This is a genomic window from Collinsella sp. CLA-SR-H006 (assembly GCF_040097075.1).
Lineage (GTDB): Bacteria > Actinomycetota > Coriobacteriia > Coriobacteriales > Coriobacteriaceae > Collinsella.
Map to the genome: position 1 here is coordinate 145885 of NZ_JBBNPD010000003.1, position 18778 is coordinate 164662.

General features: G+C 47.3%; 13 protein-coding genes and 1 pseudogene. All 14 read right to left on the bottom strand.

Annotation, left to right across the window (positions count from 1 at the left end; genetic code table 11):
• Nucleotides 1-2 precede the first annotated feature (2 nt).
• On the bottom strand, nucleotides 3-440 hold the full coding sequence (locus AAA069_RS03400) for a DUF4869 domain-containing protein (protein WP_040360074.1): 438 nt from the start codon (nucleotides 438-440) through the stop codon (nucleotides 3-5).
• Nucleotides 441-535: 95 nt separating this feature from the next.
• Nucleotides 536-1435: a glucose-1-phosphate thymidylyltransferase RfbA gene (rfbA, locus tag AAA069_RS03405; RefSeq protein ID WP_349127574.1), complete on the bottom strand. Its 900-nt coding sequence runs from the start codon at nucleotides 1433-1435 to the stop codon at nucleotides 536-538.
• Between the two features lie 109 nt (nucleotides 1436-1544).
• The gene (locus AAA069_RS03410) at nucleotides 1545-3821 is read right to left on the bottom strand and encodes a glycosyltransferase (RefSeq protein WP_040360058.1); all 2277 of its coding nucleotides are present in this window, start codon (nucleotides 3819-3821) and stop codon (nucleotides 1545-1547) included.
• Between the two features lie 13 nt (nucleotides 3822-3834).
• Complete coding sequence (locus AAA069_RS03415; protein ID WP_349127568.1) at nucleotides 3835-5313, bottom strand: DUF2142 domain-containing protein; 1479 nt, start codon at nucleotides 5311-5313, stop codon at nucleotides 3835-3837.
• 55 nt (nucleotides 5314-5368) lie between these two features.
• Nucleotides 5369-6163: a glycosyltransferase family A protein gene (locus AAA069_RS03420; RefSeq protein WP_082222967.1), complete on the bottom strand. Its 795-nt coding sequence runs from the start codon at nucleotides 6161-6163 to the stop codon at nucleotides 5369-5371.
• Nucleotides 6164-6167: 4 nt separating this feature from the next.
• Nucleotides 6168-6518, bottom strand: a complete 351-nt coding sequence (locus tag AAA069_RS03425) for a DUF2304 domain-containing protein (RefSeq protein WP_082222966.1) — start codon at nucleotides 6516-6518, stop codon at nucleotides 6168-6170.
• Between the two features lie 11 nt (nucleotides 6519-6529).
• Complete coding sequence (locus AAA069_RS03430) at nucleotides 6530-7225, bottom strand: glycosyltransferase family 2 protein (protein ID WP_082222965.1); 696 nt, start codon at nucleotides 7223-7225, stop codon at nucleotides 6530-6532.
• A gap of 77 nt (nucleotides 7226-7302) precedes the next feature.
• Nucleotides 7303-8577: an oligosaccharide flippase family protein gene (locus tag AAA069_RS03435; RefSeq protein ID WP_138341626.1), complete on the bottom strand. Its 1275-nt coding sequence runs from the start codon at nucleotides 8575-8577 to the stop codon at nucleotides 7303-7305.
• 21 nt (nucleotides 8578-8598) lie between these two features.
• Nucleotides 8599-9525: a glycosyltransferase family 2 protein gene (locus AAA069_RS03440; RefSeq protein ID WP_006236225.1), complete on the bottom strand. Its 927-nt coding sequence runs from the start codon at nucleotides 9523-9525 to the stop codon at nucleotides 8599-8601.
• Between the two features lie 4 nt (nucleotides 9526-9529).
• Nucleotides 9530-10507 (bottom strand): glycosyltransferase family 8 protein, encoded by a 978-nt coding sequence (locus AAA069_RS03445; protein WP_115596199.1) that lies wholly within the window; start codon nucleotides 10505-10507, stop codon nucleotides 9530-9532.
• A gap of 216 nt (nucleotides 10508-10723) precedes the next feature.
• Nucleotides 10724-13891: a hypothetical protein gene (locus AAA069_RS03450; RefSeq protein ID WP_349127569.1), complete on the bottom strand. Its 3168-nt coding sequence runs from the start codon at nucleotides 13889-13891 to the stop codon at nucleotides 10724-10726.
• A gap of 184 nt (nucleotides 13892-14075) precedes the next feature.
• Complete coding sequence (locus AAA069_RS03455) at nucleotides 14076-16166, bottom strand: L,D-transpeptidase family protein (RefSeq protein ID WP_349127570.1); 2091 nt, start codon at nucleotides 16164-16166, stop codon at nucleotides 14076-14078.
• Nucleotides 16076-17110: a hypothetical protein gene (locus tag AAA069_RS03460; RefSeq protein ID WP_349127571.1), complete on the bottom strand. Its 1035-nt coding sequence runs from the start codon at nucleotides 17108-17110 to the stop codon at nucleotides 16076-16078. The genes AAA069_RS03455 and AAA069_RS03460 overlap by 91 nt, the downstream gene beginning before the upstream one ends.
• Nucleotides 17111-17287: 177 nt before the next feature.
• Nucleotides 17288-18778, bottom strand: a pseudogene (locus AAA069_RS03465) (hypothetical protein); the annotation flags it as partial.

An 18778-nucleotide genomic window follows, 5' to 3' on the forward strand; every position in this document is an offset into this window, starting at 1 on the left:
ACCTACAGATACGGAATCGACTCGTGAATCAATTCGGCCATGTTGTGAACGATTCGGCCGCTATTCACGACTTTAATTTTAAAATCCTCGCGACCAAAGTCCATCACATGATAGAGATTCACAACGAGCTTGCGGTCTTTCGCCATGTCAAGAATCCACTTGGCACAGTTGTCACCACAGGTAGAGGCGTTAAAAATATGCTTACGATCAAATCTCATAAGCAGCAGCGTTTTCACGCCACCAGAAAGCTGGAGTGGGGAGATGGATCCAAGCACGGGGCTTTCGATGACGTTTTCGGAGACAACATCCGATCGATCGACATCTTTAATTATCGAGACTGCATAGGGATCCGTAATCCAAGTAGACCGGTAAGAGTTTTTGAAATATGTCGCTGTGTTGTAAATCGCTTCTGGCATATCGCCAAAGTAGACGCTTAACACATCCACTCCCAATCATATTATCTTTATGGTCAACGTAATCATAACGAAAGGGGCCACCAGATAAACGGTGACCCCTAAAAGAAAACAAGCTGGCGCTAGTACTCGCGCGGGCTGTTGACGATCTCGCCGGCGGCGACCTTCTTCAGGTGCTGCCCGTAGACCGACTTGCCGTAGGCCTTGGCGGCTTCCTCCAGCTCGGCGGTCGTGATCCAGCCGTTCTCCCAGGCGATCTCCTCGGGCACGGACACGGGCAGGTCCTGGGAGTGCTCCACGGCGCGGACGAACTCCGCCGCCTCGTGCAGGCTCTCCATGGTGCCGGTGTCCAGCCACGCGTAGCCGCGGCCGAGGGTGACCACGGACAGCGTCCCCTCCTCCAGGTACATCTGGTTGAGCGTGGTGATCTCGAGCTCGCCGCGGGCCGACGGCTCCACCCTATGCGCCTTGGCGGCCACGTCGCCCGGGTAGAAGTACAGGCCGGTGACGGCGTAGGAGCTCTTGGGCTCGGCGGGCTTCTCCTCGATGGAGACGGCCCTCCCCTCGCGGTCGAACTCCACGACGCCGAAGCGCTCGGGGTCGTCCACGTGGTAGCCGAAGACCGTGGCGCGGCCCGACTCGGCGTTCTGGACGGCGCGCGTCAGGTGGCGGGACAGGCCGTTGCCGTAGAAGATGTTGTCGCCCAGCACCAGGGCGCACGGCTCTCCGCCGATGAAGTCCTCGCCGATGGTGAAGGCCTGCGCCAGGCCGTCCGGCGAGGGCTGCTCCGCGTAGGAGAGGTTCACGCCGTAGCGCGAGCCGTCCCCGAGCAGGCGCTCGAAGTTGGGCAGGTCGGTCGGGGTGGAGATGACCAAGATGTCCCGGATGCCCGCCAGCATGAGGGTGGACAGCGGGTAGTAGATCATGGGCTTGTCGTAGACCGGCAGCAGCTGCTTGGAGGTCACGAGCGTGAGCGGGTACAGGCGCGTGCCGGACCCGCCGGCGAGGATGATGCCTTTCATAACATAACTCCTTAAAAATAAAGCAGCCAGACATTGCATGCTTGCGGCAACGTTAACTTAAAGGTCTACGTTGCCGCAAGTATGCATCCATCACATTAAAACTATAGTATCAGTCATATAGGCGAACGACTCTATCCGTCAGTTTTGACCAGTCCCTCTCCTCCGCAGTCTTCAATCCCCCGTCATACAGCGTCTTACGAAGACCGTGATCATTAACGATGCGATTAATGCAGCTCACCGCAGCATCAATATCTCCCCGGTCATAAAGCAAGCAATTCAATCCGTCGCGAAGGAACTCTGCATTACCTCCATTGGGAACAGCAACAACAAAGCCGCCGGTCGCCATCATCTCCAGCGGGGGATATGAAAAACTTTCGAGAATGCTTGTCTTCAATAAAATATGACACTGGTTATAGATGTCTGATATTTGATCATGCGGTACTCTACCGAGGAAATTATCAATACGGTACCAAGGCTTCTTTTTACCAGTGTAGTTCATGTACCAAATCTCATATCTTTCAGAGTCAAGCCTTTCCACTACCCTGAAAGCTTCATCAACATTTTTATAATCAGAACCGCAATCCCCCTCAATTAGAATCCTAATTTTGGGCAAAGAAAAATCGCGCACAGAATGAGGGAACGCAGCAAGGTCAAGTCCGTTTGGCACAGACTTACAATCCTGACCGAACCTGTCCTGAAGCCATTCCTCACACCAAGGCGAAATTGTCAAATAGTCAATATCATTATTCAAATACGTGGCATTTGCTTGAAGGCGCAGTCTATCTCCTGGAAGATAAAAATCGGTCTCCAGATTCTGGACCAAGTACTTTTTCTTACCAATACGTGGATAGCGCCTAACAAAATCAAGAGTGTCCCAAAGGGTTGCAACTGCGGTATCAATTGCACCCGACAAAGGACATTTATCGAGCTTACCGCTAGGAACGACACGATTAAGAACAGGAATACGATGTCCGAAAACTTCAAGCCACTTTGTTGAATCATCAGTATTAAGCAACAATACATCAACGCCAGCGTCTTGAAGAATGCACAGATGCCTAAGGGCGACTAAGACACCACCGCTAGTATTCACGCTCGGCATGACCATTGCGAGATTGGGAGATTGTTCTTTTACAATAATATCTCGGATTGCTTTAGCAGCCGAAACAGTAGTGCAGTGCTCATGGCAGTATAAATATGCAGATTCGCCGACGCTCTTCCTAAGATCAGAATCTAATATCAGACGATTGAGGGCAGCACACCAGTCCTCAACACAATCGCAGAGAAATCCAGTAACGCCATCCTGAATCATCTTCTTAAAGGCGCCAACATTGCTAGCAACCGTAGGAACCTTAACAAGCGATGATTCAATCCATTTATTCTCGGATTTAGCTCGATTGAATAGAGTATTCTCCAAAGGAGCGATATTGATATCACAGGAAGCTATATAATTTGGAAGCCGACGCCAATCGCAAAATGGGAACGTGACAATACGTTCAGAAAATGGCATCAAGTCATCAGGAACATCGAGTTCCCCGCCCACCATCAGGGTGACGTTGTGATGAGTCTCCATTACCTTAGATAATGCTGGGAGCACTGAATTGAAATCTGCATTATGGGTAATGCTTCCGCTAAAATAGCCGATTCTGATTTCCTGAGTTTTCTGTTTTTCATCCCTTCGCTCAACCGCTCGCTTATAGGGAACCCTATCCTCGGGCAAGACGCTTGAGCTTTGCAAGCTGGGGAGTACATCTCGACGATAGATAGCAATATTCGAATAATCAATCATCGATTCAGATGCTACATTTCTATTTATATAGACCCTGGGAACATATTTTTTTAGTTCTTCCGCCATACCCTCAGTAGTAGTGATAGCGCAATCGCAAAGCTTCAGTGTTTCACCCATTCGCCTGACTCCATCGTCATAGCAAGACTTATCATGAGCAGTCATTGCATTAACGAACGGAATAGAATCGGTATAAGCAGTGTCGATAACCAAATCATCAATGTCATAAATAACACGCTTATTGAGTTTTTTTGCCTGCCTAATTAAAGATTCAACTTCATCACTTAGGGGACAACGGAAAATAATAAAAGTACGCGCATGCCTAAGAATATCCTTTTCCATCTCCCAGGCATTAACCTTTTGGACCGTTAAGCCGGCAGCCTCAAGTTCCTCAATCTGATGATCGACACGGTACCTAATAGGATGCGGAACGGAATAATCACATCCATTAATAAAAATAACATCAAAAAAAGAATTGTCTTGGCGAGAGCCAAAATCAAATCGAGGCCTATGCATTGAGAGTACATGGGAGACCTTCTTGGGGACGTTATAAAAGCCCTCTTCTTTAACGGTGTAACCAATGCCCTCAAGAAGGTTCAACATGAAACACTAACTCCTAAAACGCAGAAAGAATTGAAATAAAGTCAACAAATAGAATAGTACTCATTATCAATGAAGAACCAAGCAAGACATGTCCTTCAGAACTTGATTTTATCGGTCGCAAGATATTCAACAGAACCGGAAGGACCAGTGGGAATAAATATCGTCCTTGGACCCCCATGATAATATCTTCACGCTTATCAACAGTAAGAGTCCAGTTCCTCATCGTCATAACAATCAGGAAGAAATTGACGAATACAACAGCAATCATTACAAAGCGATCCGTACTGCAGAATAATTTTTTATTATTCTCATCGTTATAAAACAGAACAAGGGACTGAAGAATGATGTAAAGCCAAAAACAAAATGGCCAAACATTAATCGAAAGAGCGCCAAGATTGTAACCTGCATAGGATTGAAACCAGAATGGCCCCATCTCCCAAATAGACTTAATAAAGACCTTTGCGCAATGCAGCGGCGCTCGCATCAAATCAAAAGAATCTGGCATGAAACTACCATGATAAAGAGACACGAACGCACAGCTCGCAACAAAAGCTATCGCAAAGAAGGAAAAGATGAACTTTATATAGCTGTCTGTTCCTTTAAGTTTTTTCCAGTGAATAAGATTCAAGAGTACCAACGGGAAAAACATTATCTTTGAAAGAAGCAGTAAAACGGATAGCAGTATTAACGCCAGCAGAGATCGATATGAGTACAACGAGTCCGCATAAATCTTAACAACTACAGCAACGTACAAAATGGCAACAATGTTTGCGACAGAATCAGCCGAAACAGACGCTTCCTGCTGCAATAAAATGGGATTTAGTAAAAAAATCAAAACAGCATTTTTACCAACTGGCATCAGTTTGATTATCCAATAAGCCGCGAAGCAATATATTAATCCAGCGCACACGCGCGAAACTGAAAGGGCCACAAAGGCATTGAAACCCGTTTGCTGCGCAAATCCTAGAATTACTCCCGGAATTAAATAAAGATGAGGGTAATAGCTCCCCAAATACGTATGGCACACAAAGACGCTAGACCAATCGGTAGGCTGAGTCATTGCATTAAAATAATCTGCGTACGATGAAGGAAACTGACCCAATTGGAAGCAAGAGACAACATCAAAGCCATCGCCGTTACGAGACAATAAGGCGGCCGCCTGCCAAATATGAGAAGCCTCGTCTGGAACATTAGCGGGCAGCATGAAAAGGCCAAAAGCAGTTACAGCGGGCACACCAATCACCACAAAGCAAATTGCGGGATTGTGCTGCTCTTTAATTAATAATAGGACACCAACGAACAAGCAGGCGATTAAGGGCAGAGCCGAGAGCCATAGCCCAGGCAATCCGATAGCGCTGGCTTTAAAGGCGCAATAGTAGAAAAATCCCAAGCAAAGAGAGAGTGCAGCTATAAGTGGATAAACGATAAACGTCAGAGCTTTTCGATAACTATCAGATAGTTTCAGATGACCAGTAAAGGTATCTAGATTCATAACTCTACAACTCCGTCTCGATAAATGTTCAACTTACGCCGGCATTGTTGCAGCGTCATAAAGAATTGCTTCTCATGCTAAGCGAATACAGGCTACAGACTATTGGAGCAAACCACTTGGGCCAGAATTTTTGAAGCATAGTTTCATCCTCCGACCTCCTTGTATCATCTTTAATCAACGCCGTGGTCTCAGAGCCTTCATGAATTCGATGAAACATTAAAACCTCGGGAGAATAAACGAAAGATCCGTCGATTTTCGAGAATCTTTCCCATGCCTCCCAGTCCAAGTCACATTTCATGTCTGTCATAAATAACGGTGTCTGTAAGATGCTTAGATTAAATGTCACAGAAGGACAGCAGATGGCGGAACCGAACCTCAGGATATCCCTTTTATCCTTAACCGATGAAAGAGCGCCGTGGCGAGCAAACTTACGAAGTAAAATTCTCTTAATTTTCAGAATAAGGAGGTTTTCTTCATATACGCCATTTCTTATCTCACCATAATTAGAAAAGAAGATTAAAGGTCGATCCGCTTCTTTCATAGCCCGCAGCATAGTTTCCGTATAACTAGAGCTATAGATATCATCCTGATGAGCTATAGTCACAAGCTTTGTATTTGAATTCGCAATAGCACAATTCCAGTCATGAGATATGCTAGGCGACCCCTCGTTAACAATTACCGGAATCGAATAATTAGACGCTATACGATCAATATAGGAATTAGGAGTTGACGTCGATATAAGGATATTACTTCGGGTGCTTTGGTTCACTAAAGAATCTAAACAGTCAGACAAGTACGGAGACTCGCCGTATGCGCACAATACAAATGTATGATCTTTTGCCAAGCACATGGCATTACTCCCTATTTTTTGATTCAAGCTCTTTTTCAAGCAATGCAATTCGTTGAGTTAAGTTAGCAATTGCAGAAGATTGTTTACTTGACAGACATGCCATAGAAAGAACAATGCATATCAAAAATAAAAACCCTAAGACAAAAACAAAATTGGCTGGAGTCTGAAAACCAAATAAACTTGAAATGAAGTAAAGAGGTTGCGGAAAGAGGCCGCATACCAACAAAACCAATGCAAGAACAATCCAAAGAAGTGAATACTTGAGCTGAAGGCTATCCTTTAATACAAGACGCAGCACAAAACAAAGCAAAACTAAACAAGCAGTAATGACACCAAACTGTAAGGAAATATGCATAACAACCCGTCCTAATTCGAGAATGAAGAGATGATAATCGCCAAAGTAACCTTTATCATGTAATAAATGCTACTAAAACCAGAAATTGACGACTTTCCCCCCTGTCGTTCTTTCATTACGACAGGCACTTCTGTAACGCGAAGGCCCTTAACCATAGCCGCAACAGCAGAATCCGGCTCCGGATAGTCTACGGGATATTTTTTACAGAACAGATCTATGGCCTTAGATCCACATGCGCGAAAACCAGAAGTGGGGTCGCTAACACGAACGTGAGTTGTAAGATGAATTACCGCAGAGAGCCATCTAATTCCAAGACGCCTCAAGAAGGTTGACTTGAAGCCTTCAGATTCCTCAAGAAATCGCGATCCGATAACTAAATCAGACCCATTATTTATTTCATCAAGCAAGCGCGATATGTAATGGGCGTCATGCTGCCCATCACCATCAACTTGGATGTCTACATCATAGCCAAAGCGTTTGGCATATTTGTGTCCGGCTTGAACCGCGCCTCCAATGCCAAGATTCTGCGGTAAATCCAGGACATTAACCCCCGCATCGCGACAAACACGCAAAGTGTCATCAGTGGAGCCATCGTTAATAACTACATAATCGTATCCAGCTTCCTCCACAGAAGAAACCGTATCTAAAATGTTCGCCTCTTCATTAAAAGCTGGGATGATAACCAGCGCTCTTAATTCATGCATCATCTGAATCCTCAGTACAGAATATCAATCAAACAGCCCAAGTCGAACTGAAAAACCCTATCGAAACAAGGAGAGCGAATTTACAGTTCGGATGTGACAGATTGCTTCGCCTTCCGATTTAATAGGTTAATTATACAAAGGAAGGAAAATAATAATCCAAAACCGTATGCCACCAAGATAATGATATTGATGACATTTGCATCAGAAGCAAATACCGGATTCACAAAACAATAACGAGAAAGAAACACGGCCAACGCTAACGAAGCGGCACCAGAAATCGTGCCAATAATCGGTTTCCCAAATGCAATAAAGACATCAATAGTGAAAAAGTTCAAACCAGTGAATGCGGTAGCAACGAGTGCCAACGGAAGATAATCTGAGTGAAGGCCAACTTCTTTGCCATAAATAGCAGTAAGCACAGGTTCGCCTATGAAAGCACTAGCCATGGCACACATCGCCGTCAAAACGAATACGGAAACGAGCATCTTAATAAATACTAAGCGTAATCGGTGAGTTTCGTTTTCTCGCCACATTGCCGAAATAGGTCCAAGCAGGGGGGCATATAGATAAGATACGAGAGCCTGAATTACGGCAGTCGGAGTGGCAACGGCGGCATAAAAACCCAACGCCTCATTTCCATAGGAAAGGCCATAGAACTGTCTTGTTACGCTAACAACAGCCGTGCACGCAAGAGATGCAACAAAACCGGGAAAGCAGATACGCGACAATTTGATAAGGGAAGTAAAATCAAAATCAGGTATAACGGCACAAAACCGTTTTGTCATTCTAAAATCATATGTAAGCACAACAGCTATGGTAACAAAAGCCATTGAAGCAACGGCTATTACCAAGTTATCAAATAGCAACAAGCACAACGAAAAGGAGACTAGAACTCCTACGCCACGAACTATTTGAGAGATAGCCGCAATGTCCAATCTGTTGTTTACCTGATCCACACCGTGAAGAACATCGACAAATGAATCACCAGCTTTAAATAGGCAATAAACAGCAACAACTGCCCAATCGTTGAATGCAACAGAGACTAAACAATAGAAGAAGCAAATTACACAGGCAAGTATTGTTGCAACGATTCTATGAGCGATAAAATTCCCAGTCGTAAAATCAGAATAGCTCTCAGAAACCTGAACGGGGCGCGCTCTAAGCAAAACAATGGTCGCAAAAATATTACCAACAGACATAGCCACAGCAAGGCTACCAGACATGCTAATGTCGGAACCAAGTGTCACCACAAGAACAGTAATCAGCCAGTTGCAAATCAAATACGCCATCGAGCCGACGCTGTTCCAAACAAGACTCTGCTCAACAGAGAGTTCTTTCGTTTTTCTATTAGACACAATCACTCCAGCAGTGGATCATCAGGCCTTGTTGAATAAAAACAAAACGCGAAGAAGTAAATCAGAAATCAAAGTAGGTCGCAGACGCTTTGGGAAAAATGCTTTCCTAAGTCTTGAAATAATCCCATCATCATTGGTGAAAATATCAAGCTCATGTTTCTGCTCAAAACTAAGCTCATCATAAAACACCGCAGAAAAATGGCTTAACTTTTTACTCTCATCTTTCGATCTATCACCAAATAGCTCGTCCTTAAAATAGGTCTTTAAAAGATCAAAATAACGATTATCTCCAGACGTGACCGCAGAGGAATGACGAACATGTGAAGCCGTACAGACGGAATCAAACAATACCTTTCCAAATGCCGAAGCACACCGAATCAGCCAGCGATCATGCATTTCATTCCCTGGATCTACCTCAAGAATAAAGGCCCTGCAGGCAAGGCGATTAAATACTATCGTGAAGCCTAGTCCGGGAGTATAAAACAAGGTGTTATGAAAAGAGAGGTACTTGTCCTGCGGAGCCGACTCGCGTATCGTCTCGCCATCTTCGTTTACATATGAAAAGGAAGAAAAGTAGACAGTCGGCACCTTGTCTCCACTATTTTCAATTGCCCTGACTGCCCGTTCAATTTTATCGGTCTTCCAAATATCATCCTGATCGGCAAATGCATAGTAGTCATATTCGGGAACCCGTTTGATAATTTCATAAAAACTATTTGGGCACCCAAGATTACCGATTGAATCTTGAATTAAATGAATGCTGGAGTTTGACCGACAGTACCATTGTGCAATTTCAACAGTTTCATCCGTTGAACCATCATCACGAATATAGACGGAGCAATTAGGCCAAGTTTGCTCCAAGATACTATCAAGCTGTTTGGCCAAATACTTTCCGCCGTTATATGTGGGTAAAACAATGCAAACAGACTTGTCTTTGATTTTATCCATAATCCTATTTATTTCTTTGCGAGGCACGATATTTAAGAAATGCGGGAATCAACCCGCTGATCACTTTATAACGAAGCTGAGGAAAAGGCCTGGTTAGGAAATTAAAAGTCCGCCAAGCAAGAAAATAAGCGCCCCAACCATCTTCATCTTTCGCGTCCTTCCAGAACGTTTCTGATAAATAAAAGTGATACTCATTATTGAAGCGATGAGTATTCCCCCGCCGCCATGGCCTCTCTTCGCCGAGATAATGGACAACGATGGGCTTCGATCTTGCGGTATTAAAACTGTTTTCATCCGAAAAGCCCGGCATTAACGAGTTTAAGAATATAAACGGATAGTAGTCAAAGATATTGGAATAATTGAACGCAGGGGATAAACTGCAAATCTTATCTTTAAGTACTGCATTTAGAGCATCTTGATCATTCGCAAACAAGCGTCCTGAGCGGCGCTCGCAATAATCCAATAATTGATCTTCGCAACAAGTTGATCTCCATTGCTTTAAATCAACGAGCAACACGCCAGCATTGTGGTACAGACAGCCATTTAAGTCTAAATCATTAAGTCGAGATGGGCCGACCGTTGGCTCGGGAACCATTCCAACCACGCAACCCTTAAGATCTTGATTCCAAAGAAGAGCAATATCCCCAAGAACAATCGTATCGCCATCGAGGTAAATAACTCTTTCGATCTCATTAGGTAGAAAATGTGCCATCAAAAGCCTAGCAAGAACTATTTCATTCCATCCCGATGTATCAAAATCAAACCCGAGAGCATCTTTGAAGTTCGAAATATCATAAAATACAAGGTTTTGGTTGTATTCGGTCACCATCTCCTGGAGCAAACGCTGGTTATCCTCTGTAATGCCATTAGAGAAGACATGAAAAGTAATGTCTTGAATACCGGAATGATTTGAAACAACCGAGCAAATATTGGCGGCCAACTGTGGGACAAAATTGTTATCAACCGTATAAAGCAAATTCATGATTACCAAACTTCACCTTAATTCACCCAATAGAAATTAATGATGACGACTTAATGAAAGAGGCCGAAACGAAATCCTTACACAAAGGATAAAGTCTAGCACGGTTTGTCTCTTTCAAATAACTTGCAACTAAGGAGGGTGAATTGAGGGGACTACAACCCCATCAATTCACCCCCACTTCATTAGCGTTGGTATATAGGCAAATTGGATCTATATTTAGCTTTTCTCAACCAGCCTAACCTCAAGCGCTTCTAGATGCAGAGCCTCACCAGTTGTACCGGCACACTCGCCCGATTTAACCCAGTCTAGCCAACCTTTGCTTTGAACGTGCGCCCTATAGACAACGTCATAATGCTTGGCAAGATCTCCCGTCAGTTTTATTTCAACAGCCTCAACAGCAAGAGACTTCCCCGTAGTACCGGCAACCTTTCCATTTTTGACCCACTTTTGCCAGCCGATATTCTGAACGTGAGCTCGATACTCGATGCCGCCAGAATACCCTAGGTCAGGCTTGCTAATAGCCAACGCCTCAATAGCAAGATTTCGACCAGTTGTGCCCGCCGTCATGCCCTCATAAACAGGTTCCTGCCAACCAAGGTTTGAAACATGAGCCTTTATTGAAAAAATTTTCTGAATAGAGGGCTGACTCGTATCCCCTGGTGCAGGCGAACCCTTTTCAACCAAAACGACCTGGTATGCCTCGAGCCTCAAGCCAAACCCAGTCGTTCCGGCAACTTGATCATTGCAGGCCCAGCCAAGCCAGCCCTTGTCCTGAACATGAGCGCGATAGTAAACGTCATAACGATTGGCCATCTCACCAGTAAGTCGAATTTGGATAGCCTGGACAGACTTGCTCTGACCAGTAGTACCGGAGACTTCTCCCTCTTTCACATAGTCTTGCCAACCGTAATCGGAAACATGCGTCCTGTACTCCAAGCTGCCATCGTAGGGAGCATTCTGCAGATTGAGAGTTATAGCCTCGACAGCTTTGGACTGACCAACGGTGCCAGAAACATTTCCGCCCTTGGAAGCCGACTGCCAACCGTCATTCGAAACATGCGAAGTTGCCAAAACATCAAGCGAGCCTCGTGACACCTTGACGACGTCGTAGCCCGACTCGTCCTTCTTGAAATAAGTCAGAGCGCCGCTATTGTGCGAATAAATAGCAAAGTCGTAATTTGCCGAAGCAAGGATGGAATCCGAAAATTCTACGAGATAGCAAGAGTCACCCTGCTTGCAAAGGGATCTGATTGCAGCATCCGTGTCTTCGGTAACCGGAGAAGCAAACCAATCCATAATCGAATAATCGATAACGGCACCCGGCTTCAAGGCCTCGGCCTTCGTTGAATTCCAAAGTCCACCAGCAGCATCGGCGCTGGCCGAGTTATACGTACTAGACCCATATCCAGACAGACCGATCTCCGGATTAAAGAAGAGAATCAGCTCTGCAGCAACGGAAGAATCGACATCGGTAATGCTCAGACGGTCAAGCTGTTCCTGCTTTTGGGGATACATGCCCGTCGGCGTGTTTGGATGCCCCTTGTAATAATACAAATAGTCATCGCCATAGATAACCTCGGTCAAGTTGGCATAGTCGTCAAAATTCTGCTCGTAAGTAACATACGTTCCAAGCAGCATCATTACCTTTTTGCCCTGCTGAGTAGCCGCATCAAAATAACCATCGTTAAAGTTGTACAGAGCCTTAAACGCTTGGACCGTGTACTCTCCCCTATTCTGCAGGCTCGTAAGCATGCTCGAAACGTTCATCTTCTTAACGTTAGGATCGGATGCGATCTTATTCGCAAAGGCATTATCGTCACCGCTCGTAAACAGATTCGTTCGAGTCATCCACCACTGAGTGCCGGGCTCAATACTCAGCACGGCATACATAGAATCCCGGTGATCGTGATAATCGCTATACGACATTGAGACTTCACCGGTTTCGTATTCCTTATTCTTGGCAGCGTTCCATAAAGCAATCAGCTCCGCTTGCTTAGAATCTGGATCCTTAACATCGAAAGCCTCGTTGGTAAAAACATACGTGGCAGATCCATCCGACAACAGCCGAATGGAGTATTGGCCAGTGGGAATCTTATTGGCGTAAATCATCCTATGAATCAACGAACAGGTGATGTCATTGATATACAGATTGAACTTTGCCTTGGGGTTGATTTTATAGAGAGCAGCGACATAATCCGCGAACGCCTGATAGCTCGAACTAGAAGCATTTTCCTCATGAGTCAGATACGGAAGACCATACATCCCGGATGGAAGCGAGTTCCAGTTATAGGCACCTGGACGATCGAGCATTACGATCGACGGAATGGTCGTTCCAGCAGAAGAGGTGCTGATATCCCAGAAAGATAGCGAATAGAGAACAACGGGGAAAGAAGCACTCAAAGGGGCAAGGTTGTACTCGCTCGCAGAAATGCCAATTGACTGATGGTCCTCATGAACGATGTTTCCGTTCTTCAAATACTGCAACGTAACGTCAAACGGACCATAATCGCTAAAGTCAATTTCACTGGAGCTAGAGCCCAGGTCTCCGAATGCAATCGTGCTGGAAACAGATCGGGTAACCTTCCCTCCATACGACATGAAGCCAGACACCTTTACCGAATCGGCAATACCGAGTCGTTTTATATCCTCGACCTGCGGAATATTCAGGGTTACTTTAGTCGTCTCCCCAACCTGAGAAAGAGAGCAATTAAAGACATACGGGACATAGGCTCCAGCAGTATCGCCGGGCGCCGCTTCGCCCTTCTTTACAATGACGATCTGTATTGCTTCAACGGCATAAGACCAACCGGTGGTTCCCGCAGTCGACCCATTTGAGGCCCATCCAAGCCAACCGAAATTAGAAGCATGAACGCGATAATACAGGTCATAAGAAGTTGCTCTTTCACCCGTCAGCTTGAGCTCGACGGCTTCAATCTGAAGGCCCTTTCCCGTTGTGCCGGAGACGGCTCCATTAGAAACCCAATCCTGCCAGCCTTCATTTTGAACATGAGAGCGGTATTCGATACCAAGGTCTTCTGAATTAGGGAGAGTAACCCTGAGCGCCTCAAGCCTACGAGACTGGCCCGTTGTACCAGAGGTCGAACCATTCGATGTAAACGTCGACTCCCAGCCAATGCCTGAAATGTGAGATTTATAGCTGACGTCCGGGGCCGCCTCTTTGGGCTCCACGGCAACATCAATCGAAGGCGCCGTTTCATCGGCTGCAGCAGCAGTTTGATCCGAGGAGTCGGATTGTGTCTCTGGAACGGATTCATATTCGTTGGCACCAATATTTTGATCCGCCCAACAAGCCAAAGGGCTCAAAAGCAGCATCGACATGAAGCAGGAAATCAGAACAACAAATGCTCTAAATTGCCTTTTCAAGAGAATCGCCTCCTAGATAGACAGCCGTCAATAACCATACTATCGGGAGTTAGCTTCATTAAGACCACCAATTAGGTGAACGAAGAAATAGAAGCCCTATCCAAAGGCAAGGGCCCTTTCCGTTGCCAAGTCAACGGCAACAGGAAAGGGCCCCCTAACAAACTCTCGGCGTTTACAGGAATAACTAGTAGATTACCACCTTGGTAGCAAGAGGCACGTTATCCCAAATCCATTTAGCGCGATCGATGGGCAAACGCACGCAGCCTTGTGAAATATGCATTCCCATCCGGCTGTCCATGGGATTAAAAGTTCCCTGGTAATACGGTATTGAATGGAACAGGTAGTCCCCGTAAAACTGCGTATAGTAGTAGCAAGTATACCCATGTCCAAACGAGTAGCCCTTGCCGGTGACGGTATACTCACCCGTAGGCGTTGGAGTACTAGGGGCGCCGGCAGAGCAAGTCCAGTATTGAGCATAACTCCACGACCCGCGCTGTCCACGAAAAACTCCAAGGCGGCATGCTTGCCTGTCAACCATAATGAGCCAGTTTGTATTGCTCGAATATCTATTAGCCCGATTAAGCATGGCCATCATGTCGGCAGGCAGCAAAGGCTGATCGGTATACGGACGCCCAGTTGAACCGGGAGCTCCAGCACCCTTAGGCACAATCGTCACTTGAACCGACTCGATCCTATATCCAATCTTGGATGTGCCCGCAGGTTGCCCATTAGAAGTCCAATCGAGCCATCCAAAGTCTTGGCAATATGCCCGATACCAGACATCAAAGTAGTTCGATAAGCCACCGGTCAGCCTAATCTTAATAGCCTCGATACGCTTTGCGCGGCTTACCGTTCCAGCGATATCCCCGTTGGAAGTCCAGCTTTGCCAACCGACATCCTGCACATGGGCGGAGTACTCTATACCGCCCGATACGCTACTGGAGACATTTGGCTTCAGAGCCTCAATCGCAAGTGCCCTACCGGTCGTGCCCGCAACATCGCCGTTGCCAACCGGATTCATCCAACCAAGCGTGGCGACATGCGCCTGGAGCGTTAGGGCTGGTGCCGTGATAAACGCGGGCGCAGACGACGCGCCTGGATCCCCGCCTTTCGCAACAAGTTCAATTTGGACAGCTTCTATCTGGATATTAAGCCCGGTAGTTCCAGCGGAATCGCCGTTTTTTGCCCAACCCAACCAACCATAGCCCGCCGAATGAACTCGATAGTAAATGTCATACTGATTCGCGAGGGAACCATTTAAGCGCAGCTCAAGAGCCTGAATGGCCAATCCTTGTCCAACGGTCCCAATATAACCGGAAGATCGCCATTCCTGCCAACCAATATTGGCAACATGTGCTCTTGCCTCAATTTGAGAATCGTCATCCACACCGGACAACGACACATTCAAAGCTTGAAGAGAAAGCGATTGTCCCGTTGTGCCGGTTACCTGCCCATCAAATACAGAAGGAGACCACCCACGGTTAGCCGAATGAGCCTGATATACAACGTGAGCGCAATCGGCGGAAGTATCGGAAACAAATGCTCCGTCCGTTATTCCGGGAGCGCCGCCGCCTTTACTGACAATCCTTACTTCGACAGTCTTAAGGAATGAACCCGATATCGTTGCCCCTGCATCCGCGCCATTGCATGCCCAACCAAGCCATCCTTTTTTGGAGTCAAAGCAGCGATACCAAATGTCATAGGCATTAGACAAATCTCCAGTAAGAGCCAATCTCACCGCCTTTAGAACACGCCCATCGTTTTTAGAGTTAAGCGCAGCACCGTCAGAAACAGCACCGCTCCATCCGCCAAATTCAAAAAAGCCGGAATAGTCAATTGAGCCTAAAATCTCTTGATTATCAAACGAAATGGAGAGCGAGGTTAAAGGTTCAGAGCCGTTCTCGGAGCCCAATAGGATTGATTTGCCTTGTACGGAGCCCAGGCTTTTACCGTTAAGACCAAGCGAGCTCCCGCTTAGAACATCCGTAGCTCCAATGAAATGGTTCAACGTATCGCCGGGAGCAGAGCCGCTTTTTTCGACCAATAAAATCTGAACACCCTGAATGGCGGCACCCTTCCCCACCGAGCCCGCAGGAGACCCGTTAGACGTCCAGCCCAGCCATCCGCCCAATTTGGAAGCATACACACGGTACCAAATGCCATAAGTTGCAGATATCTCGCCGTTCAGCTTAAACTGAACGGCCTCAATGGACCGAGACTGCCCGGTCGTGCCAACAGCACCTGAAGACCAGCTTTGCCAACCGACACCAGACACATGTGCGCGAGAGGAAATGGAGCCTCCGCGGCCATACCAATTAACGCTAAGCGACAGCGCCTCAATTGCATTTCTTGAGTCAATAACCCCCGATGTCTTTCCGTCCGCGACAGCGCCCATCCATCCAACATTAGAGACATGAGATCGATAGGAAACGGTAGGCGGTTCCTGAGAATAATCCCTAAAGGCATCGCCTCGCGTTGGCGCATCTTGAGCATTTTTTGGAAGCACCTTAATCTGAATAGCTTCGATCTGACAAGCATAGCCCTGCGTTCCAGCAGGCTCACCATTTGAGGCCCAGCCAAGCAACCAACATTTGCAGAATGAACGCGATACCAAATGTCATACGAATCAGAAAGACCGCCCGACAAAGATAGCTTGATCGCCTCGATGGCTCGCGACTGTCCAACTGTTCCAGATGTCTGCCCGTTACCCACCGGCTGAGACTCCCAGCCGATCCCGGAAATGTGAGATTGGACCGAAATGCTATCATTCCCCAGCGGGGTGCCATCCTGTGAAAGCAAATTAATCTTGAGGGCTTCGACGCGCTTAGCACGGCCTGTAGTGCCCGCCGTCATTCCATTTGAAACGAGAGCTTGCCAGCCAATATCCTGTACATGAGTCTGGTATGAAACAGAGCCAAACACAGTGGATGCATCATTTTCGGGTTTCGCCGAATCAGTTGCATTGGAGGCAGGCTCGCTAGAAACGGATGAGGGAGAATCGTTGTCTGACACAGTCGGCTGCTCGACTTCAACCCCCTGCTGTTCGTCATTTAAGACAAAGCTCTCGTCTTCCAAGCTGCTGGCAGAACTATCGATATAATCAGTGGATTCCGGTTGCACAGGTAAAGAATCAGCCCAGACGGAAAGGGGCGTCAGAAGACACTGAAGGATCAGTAATGGCGTCATTGCCGTTGCTAGCAGTCGTTGCGTCTTTTTCATTCGACTCCCCCATCAATCGACCATCTTTAGCATCATTATTTATCGTTTCGGCAATTGCTTAAATACCGAAAACGCGAATGGCACTCAAATAGAAACGAACGGACCGTTGCAAAACGATCCGTTCGTTTTAATCAGAGTATCTGCCAGAACCTGTGTGAAGACATGACCTTCGATCAACTATGCAAGCGGCACGTTGTCATACCAACCCCATTTTGGCTTATATGAGGTGGAATAATAATTCAACCAGTACGCCATATCGAGCGTCCTGATCCGACCGACATTATCCATAACCTGGTTATTACCGATGTAGAGACAAACGTGACCGTAAATGCTGCCCATGCGTGTATGCGTATGCGAAGGAACGGCAATGACCATTCCGACTTTCAAATGAGAATAATCGGTATATTTACAGTAATCCCAGTAGTAATCGCAGGCATCTGTATGGACATTCCTAAATCCGGCACGCTCATAAATGTCTGCAATCCACTCAGAGCACAAACCAGGGCCAGGAGACGGCACCTGTCGGGCAAGATCTACAATTTTCTTCTGCATGGGATTTGCAAACGCGGTTGGTTCCCCAAGCAAACACGGCGAAACGGTGCTCCCGGGGGCATTGGCGCCCTTCCTCGTAAGTCGAACTTGGATAGCTTGGACATGGGCCCCATAGCCAGTACTACCGGCAACGGAGCCATTTTTAGTCCAACCAAGCCAGCCGACGTTATCGACATGGACCCTGTACCAAACATCAAAATAGGTTGCCAAGTCACCAGAAAGAGAAATTTTAATAGCCTCAACCGAATTGGATTCAGCGGTAGACGAAAGCTGCACTCCGTTTGACTTACCAGACGTCCAGCCCACATTCGAAAGATGCAGTTGATAATTAATCCCGCCGGCAACAGATGAAGTAGTTTTAGCTGAAAACCCGGTGATGGGAATTCCCTGACCGGTTGTACCGGACACCTCTCCAGCGGGGACAGAATTCTGCCAAGCACCTTTCACCTGAGAGGAATACGTCACCGTAGGTAATTCAAGATGGGAATACCCCGATGTATCAGGATGGGAGGCGCCCTTCTTAATGAGCTTAATCTGAATAGCTTCGAGGGAACACGACATACCGGTGGTGCCGGCCTCCTCGCCGTCCTTGGCCCAGGCCATCCAGCCGATGTTGGAGGCGTGCACGCGGTAGTAGACGTCGTAGTCCTTGGCGAGGGAGCCCGTGAGCCTCAGGCGCACGGCCTCGACGGCGCGGCCCTGGCCGGTGGTGCCGCCCTCGGAGGCCGAGGGGGTGTCCCAGCCCTGCCAGCCGACGCCCGAGACGTGGGCGTCGATCTGGACGCACGAGCCGTCTGAGTAGTCGGAACTGTCGAGCGAGAGCTTGAGGTCCTCGAGGGCGAGGCCGCGGCCTGTGGTGCCGGCGGTCGCCCCGTCGGACACGGCGCCCTGCCAGCCAACGTTGGAGACGTGGGCGCGGTAGGTCAGGGACATGGGCTTCTTCTTGAAGGCGTAGTCGACGTTGGCCCCGTCGGACGAGGGGGCGGCGTCGCCCTTCTTGACGAGCCTGATCTGGACGGCCTCGACGCTCCTGCCGAAGCCGGTGGTGCCGGCCTCCTCGCCGTCCTTGGCCCAGGCCATCCAGCCGATGTTGGAGGCGTGCACGCGGTAGTAGAC